The organism is Coleofasciculus sp. H7-1 (genome assembly GCF_057473865.1).
Genome location: NZ_JBYCCT010000065.1, coordinates 89,691 through 95,690, shown reverse-complemented (window position 1 = coordinate 95,690; position 6,000 = coordinate 89,691). Strand labels below are relative to the sequence as shown.

The window sequence follows — 6,000 nt, the reverse complement described above, 5'->3', positions numbered from 1 at the left end:
ACCATCTATCAAAGCAAGGGGGCATGGCGGCGGGAGTTGTCTGTTTCATCGGGAGAAACCTCGACGTGAACTGTTTACTCTGCAAGCATTATACTTTCTTTTCCTTTTGATTTTCGTTTAAGTCCCGATAGAGCGGTTTTCACTTGGAGGGGTTTGGGGAGAGGTGTTCCAGTGTATAGGGCAGGGGTGGGGTCAAACCCTAGGGCATCTCATCGAGAATTGCTAGATTAATTTGCTGGGAAAACAAAAAAACCGGGTTTTAAAAAACCCGGTTTCTGAAGAATTCTCTTTTTCTCGATCGACAACCCGCTTAAGGTTCCAGAAAGGTTTCCACTTTGCCATCGGAGCCAAGAACTACCCGGATGTGGGCATTGCGATCGCCTTCGATGGGAGAAACAAACGGTTTCCCCGGTACTGGCATCCCAGTACGGTCAATATACTTGACTGACGCTTCTCCAAGCGGTCGAATGCGCTCGATGGAGCCATCCGGATTGAGCCGGAGATAGTATTGCAGCGATTGTGTCAGACCGGCGGGTGGTTTCCATTGCTGTTGGAAATAGTTCCGCACTTGTGCAACTTGGGGAATCGTGTCAAATAGCCGGTCTTCCTGGGCGCGATCGCTACTGGTTTGGGCGCGATCGCGTTTCCCCGCCGGTGGGGCAACGCTGCCGCGAGTCGTACCGGGACTAGGTTCGCTGTTATTTGCAGCCGAGCTTTCAGCCGGAAGGCTGGCAAGCGACGGCAGATTGGGAAGCGGGGGAGGCGCGGGAGGAATGCCCCCGGCATTGGGGGATGCAGACTGGTTTGTGCCTTGAGAACTTGAGGCGCTGTCACCAGGAGCCGGTTGCCCGATTCGGGGCGCTGTCACCCCGCCGCTACTGGGGATCGGATCGAACGGGAGATTATTGCGGATAGCCTGTTTTGGCTGTTCAGCCGGGGGTTTGGGGATGGGAGGAAAATTACTGGGAGGAGGGGGCTGGAAAATGGCTCTTCCCTCTGGGGCAGAACGTTGTTGAATGGGGGGCAGATTGGTGAAAATGGGGCTGGAATTTCCAGGGGGATTCCGAGGCACAACGACGACCCCTGGGCTTTTGGCATTGAAAGGTGTCGGCGTGCCTACAGGGGCCGGAGATAACAAAATGGACGAAGGAGACCCAGTCGGCGTCGGCGACACGGAGGACAAAGGAGGAGGCGTCGGCACTCCCGCCGTAGGCGTCGTTGTCGGAACTGGCAACACCTCGGTGGAACCGGGCACTTGTGCCGGGGTGCTGGGTGATGCAGTGGGTGCCGGTGCAGAGGAGATGACAGTGGGACTAGGCTGGTTCAGCAGCTTGAGCGTGGCGGCTGTTATACCCACCCCCAACAGAAAGATGGCTGCCGTCCGAGTCCAGAGGGGCGGATTTTTCAACCACTGGGTGCGGTTGAGGGGAGGCAATGCCACTAATTCAGCGTTGTATTCATCCAAAGCCGTGGCTAAGTCGAATAGTTGCAGCGCACTCAGCGTCACGACTGACCCCGTTTCTTCAGTCGCCAAATGCCCCAAAAATAGGTCGTGGGACAAAAGTCCCCTCGGTTGTATATAGGGGACAAAGGTTTGAAAATGGGGGGATTCGGGCGGGGAAAGAATGGTTGCCGCTTGGGCGGGGGCAGCAGCAGCGACCATCGGCTCGCCTACGGGCATTTGATGCGCCACCGGCTGCGGTCGAGGGGATTGCTGAAGGAAGTCCTGCACGTAGGTGCTAACGGCTTCGCAAAGGCTTTCTAATTGAGCGCGATTTCCGCGAATCGATACTCGTCGATCTTCTGGCTGTCGCGGATCGTCAAAGCTTAGCTCAAATCGTAGATGCTTCAGCACGGGTTGTCCTGCCCAGCGAGACAGGGGCGAGTCTTTCGCCTGGATTTCCAACGTGCAGGTGGGGGGTGTATAGCGTCGCAAAACCATTTTGCTAATTGAAAGGATTGCTAATTGCTAAGTGTGAATTGCTAGCGGGCGCGATCCAAAAGTGCTAACCAGAGACGCCGATGACCATTGGGGCTACTGTAGAACAGGAGATCGATGAGAAGTTTCAAAGCCAAGTGGCTCAAAGCGTCGGACGATACATTTTCTTCTTCCTCCATGCGTTCCTGGTAAGTGTTGCTGAAGGCATCAAGATAATCTCCCAGTAAAGAAGCTTCGTGGGGTTCCCGGTTTTGCTCGGCTAGCTGTTCGAGCAAGGCAACGGCACGGCGGATTAGCTCTTGCTGCTGTCTGGCAAGGTGACAGATGATTAAAACAAGCGATCGCGCTTCCTCCACATCTAACTTTTTCCGCCCTCCCGAACTCTTCCGCATGGGGTTAGACTGGCGCAGTCGCCACAAAGCCACCCGATCTGCCACCATTGACTCTAAATTCAATTGAGCTGCGGCTTGAAGTATCGCGTCGGAACCGATGCCTGCCAATGCTTCAAGAGCCAATAAAATTAAATCCAGTTGGGCTTTGATATTGTCCAACTGTACTGGATCTGGCGCGGAAGCAAGGGGTAAATCCTCCCAGTGGGGGGTTGGCGTCGTTGGTGTCTTCACGATGGAGGGCATATTTTTAGCTTAGGTGACGCAACTGGTGATAACTTCGCCGTTACGAGTCTTGAAACCAGACTATCGCGGTTTTGAGTAAGTTTCCTGTCGTCGGCTGATGGCGAATGGCTAACTGTTTTTAAACAATTAGCTATTAGTAATTCGCTACTTAATATAGGCGATTGTGACACCCGTGCCACCTTCTGGAGTGCCAGCTAATTCAAAACGCTCGATTAGAGGATGCTGTTTCAAGAATTCGTGGACACCTTCTCGCAGTCGTCCGGTTCCCTTGCCGTGGATAATCCACAAACAACCCGCATCCATCGCTTGAGCGATCGCTTTTTCTAATGCCATCTCGGCATCAGGCACTCGACTCCCCCGAATATCGACGGTATTTTTGGAGGTGCGAATTGTGGGTTGCGGTTTGGAGGGTGCGGGTTGCTCTTTTGGAGTAGCCGTCGGTTTGGCTTTAGTGATGGGTTCGGGTTTCTGACCGTCCAAAGATTCGATATCTTCAAGGGAGACGGTCATTTTCATTAACCCAAATCGCACGCTCATCTGACCAGCTTCGTCTGGATTGCTCAGCACTTCGGCGGTTTGTCCCAAGCGAGGAATGCGGACGCGATCGCCCATTTTTGGGCTAAATCCCGGCTTTGGTTTGGGTGGCGGCGAGGGCAAAAGATGACGTTCGGCAATTTCATTCAAGGCGTTGGTTGCACCTTGAGCATCTTGAGCAGTGGCTGAGCCTTGCTGTAACCGCCGAATCACTTGAGCGATTTCTCCTTTGGCTTGAATCAAGGCTTCCTGTACAGCGCGTTCCTGGGAAAGCTTGAGCTGCTGTTCCCGTTCCTGCAAAGCGGCAGCTTTTCTCGACACCTCCTGATAAAAACGCTCCGCTTGCTGCAACAACTGACTAGCTTCAGCTGCTTTAGTTTCTTGATTGCGGCGTTGTGCTTCCAGTCCGGCAATCACTTGGTTGATGTCTTCTGAAGCACCTCCCACATAAGTTTGAGCTTGTTCGACAATTTCCGCCTTCAATCCCAAGCGTCGCGCAATCGTCAGGGCGTTGGAACGTCCGGGAATTCCCCACAACAGTCGATAAGTGGGGCTGAGGGTGCGATCGTCAAATTCCACCGAGGCATTTTCAAACCGTTCGTCTTCATATTTGAGCGCTTTGAGTTCGCCGAAGTGGGTGGTGGCAATGCTTAGATTGGCATGGTCTGCTAGATACTGGAGGAGAGCGATCGCTAAAGCACTCCCTTCTGCCGGATCGGTTCCCGCTCCCACTTCATCCAGCAAAACTAGCGTATTTGGCGTCATTCCCTCAGAAATTCGGCTGATGCGACGAATATGCCCCGAAAAAGTCGATAAACTCTGCTCTAAAGATTGTTCGTCGCCAATATCTGCCAGCACTAAATCAAACCAAGGCAATTCTACCGGCTCCCGCGCCGGGACAAATAACCCCACTTTTGCCATCAGTGCGGCTAATCCCAGGGTTTTTAGGGTGACGGTTTTGCCGCCGGTATTCGGTCCAGTAATTGTTACGACCCGAATCTCTGGCTGAATCAGTAAATCTACGGGCACGACTGCACCCCCGTTTTCGTGTCGCTGCTGCCATACCAATAAAGGATGGCGCAACTGGCGCAGGGTGATGGAATTTTCGATTTTGGATTGGGGATTTTTGGCTGGGGATTCTCCAGACTCCTCATCTTCCCGGTTCCCCGGCTTTTCTGGGGGGGTGCGTTCGATAAATCTGGGAGGATTCGCTTCTAACCAATAGCTGTATCGTGACCTAGCGGTTGCCAAATCCAAAGTTGTCGCCACTGCCAACAACTGCTCTAAATCTGGCTTCACGGCTGCTACTTGTGCCGTCAACACTTGGCGGATGGCTTCTTCTTCCACTTGTTCTTGACGCCGCAACTGCCGCAATTGATTGCCCAATTGCACGATCGCGTTCGGTTCGATAAATAGCGTCGCGCCGCTACTGGAAGTGTCGTGGACGATGCCGGGAATGGCGTCTTTTTGCGGTGCTTTGACGGGAATCACGAAGCGATCGCCCCGCTGTTTGATCGTCTGTTCCTGCACTGCATTGGCTTGGCGCTGCAAAATCCCCTGCAATGTCTGATAAATGCGATCGCGCAGCTGCCGCAGTTGGATGCGAATTCCGCCCAGCTTGGCACTCGCCCTATCTGCTACGTCTCCCCTTTCATCGATACAGTGGTTAATTTCCTGCTCTAATTCTGGATAGGTGCGGATATCGGCAACCAGCGCTTTCAGCACCGGCACGTCTTCTTGATCGTCAATCATGCGCCGCAAACGCCTGACTCCAGCCAGGGTGGTGGCGATCGCCAGCAACTCTTCCCCCGCTAAAATTCCCTGAAGTTCCGCTCGCTCCAGAGAATCTCCTATATCCTGAATTCCTTCAAAAGTCAACCCCGGAGAAAGACGATTCTCCAACTGGTAAACTTCCTGAGTTTGGGCGATGAGTTGCAGGCTCTCTGACTGAGTAGCTGGAATTTGCAGATGATTGGCAGCTAGAGCGCCCAACTTAGTGGCAGCAAAAGTAGACAAATGCTGGCACAGGCGGGGCCATTCGAGTAATTCTAAGGTCTCAGATTGAATCAAAGCTTAAAAGCTATATCTAAATATTCAAGTGCTTATCTATATTAATTTTAAGCTCTGATTAACTGACAGCGCGAGAACAAACATACGCAACTCGCCGCTTTCCTTACGCTGGGGCACCTTCCAACTCATACTGGCTTTGGGTAAGCGTCACCCACGCGGTTTCCTCCCAAGGCTCCAGAAATCCTATTGACTCTAAAGGAGCGATCGCATCCAACTGCATTAGCTCGTCTGTGTCAAAATCATCAAATATTTCAGTAAGTGCTTGCAAGTCGCGCTGCCTCAAAGGCATTTGCAACACTGTGAAATAGCAAGCCAGAGCTGACTGGTTCGTAGATGCAGACATTTGCGTTCCTGATGAAGATAATTGTTTCAACCTAAAACAGGCTTTAGCGTCCTACCTCTATCCCATTACTGAAGTTTATTGCTCTTAAAGTCTGCCTTTAGAAGGATGCTATTTATGAAATAATTAAATTTAAACGATAAAATTCTCTTTATAAAGAATAAAAATTAAAAAAAGTTATCGTTTTTCCGGTTTTTCCGGAATTGTGGCTACGCTGGTGATGTTTTATCTCAGTTCACGCGATGTGCAACTTTAAGAAAGCCGTTTGATCAAGACTTGTCATCAATACGGTTCGCTTAAAGCTAACAATCCAAAACCTGCGTAGGTTGGGTTGAGGCACGAAACCCAACACCAATAACTTATGTTGGGTTTCACTATCGTTCAACCCAACCTACAACTGGTGATGTTTTATCTCAGTTCACTCAATGTACAACTTTAAGAAAGCCGTTTGATCAAGGGTTGTCATCAATACGGTTCGCTTA

Annotated in this window: 4 protein-coding genes; all 4 read right to left on the bottom strand. The window is 51.5% G+C overall.

What is annotated here, in order from left to right:
• Nucleotides 1–310: 310 nt before the first annotated feature.
• The 4 genes from AC2VDX_RS16590 to AC2VDX_RS16575 all read right to left on the bottom strand — a co-directional run bounded on the left by AC2VDX_RS16590 (nucleotide 311) and on the right by AC2VDX_RS16575 (nucleotide 5,521).
• On the bottom strand, nucleotides 311–1,942 hold the full coding sequence (locus AC2VDX_RS16590) for a DUF4335 domain-containing protein (RefSeq protein WP_378184080.1): 1,632 nt from the start codon (nucleotides 1,940–1,942) through the stop codon (nucleotides 311–313).
• Nucleotides 1,943–1,983: 41 nt separating this feature from the next.
• Complete coding sequence (locus tag AC2VDX_RS16585; RefSeq protein WP_378184082.1) at nucleotides 1,984–2,574, bottom strand: DUF3038 domain-containing protein; 591 nt, start codon at nucleotides 2,572–2,574, stop codon at nucleotides 1,984–1,986.
• A 144-nt stretch (nucleotides 2,575–2,718) separates the two neighbouring features.
• A complete protein-coding gene (locus tag AC2VDX_RS16580; protein WP_378184084.1) occupies nucleotides 2,719–5,178 on the bottom strand; it encodes an endonuclease MutS2 in 2,460 nt (819 codons plus the stop codon).
• Nucleotides 5,179–5,281: 103 nt separating this feature from the next.
• Nucleotides 5,282–5,521: a hypothetical protein gene (locus AC2VDX_RS16575; protein WP_378184086.1), complete on the bottom strand. Its 240-nt coding sequence runs from the start codon at nucleotides 5,519–5,521 to the stop codon at nucleotides 5,282–5,284.
• Between the last annotated feature and the right edge of the window lie 479 nt (nucleotides 5,522–6,000).

Coding starts and splice junctions, on each gene's coding strand:
- AC2VDX_RS16585 (WP_378184082.1), bottom strand. CDS start 2,574: ATGCCCTCCATCGTGAAGACACCAACGACGCCAACCCCCCACTGGGAG.
- AC2VDX_RS16590 (WP_378184080.1), bottom strand. CDS start 1,942: ATGGTTTTGCGACGCTATACACCCCCCACCTGCACGTTGGAAATCCAG.
- AC2VDX_RS16575 (WP_378184086.1), bottom strand. CDS start 5,521: ATGTCTGCATCTACGAACCAGTCAGCTCTGGCTTGCTATTTCACAGTG.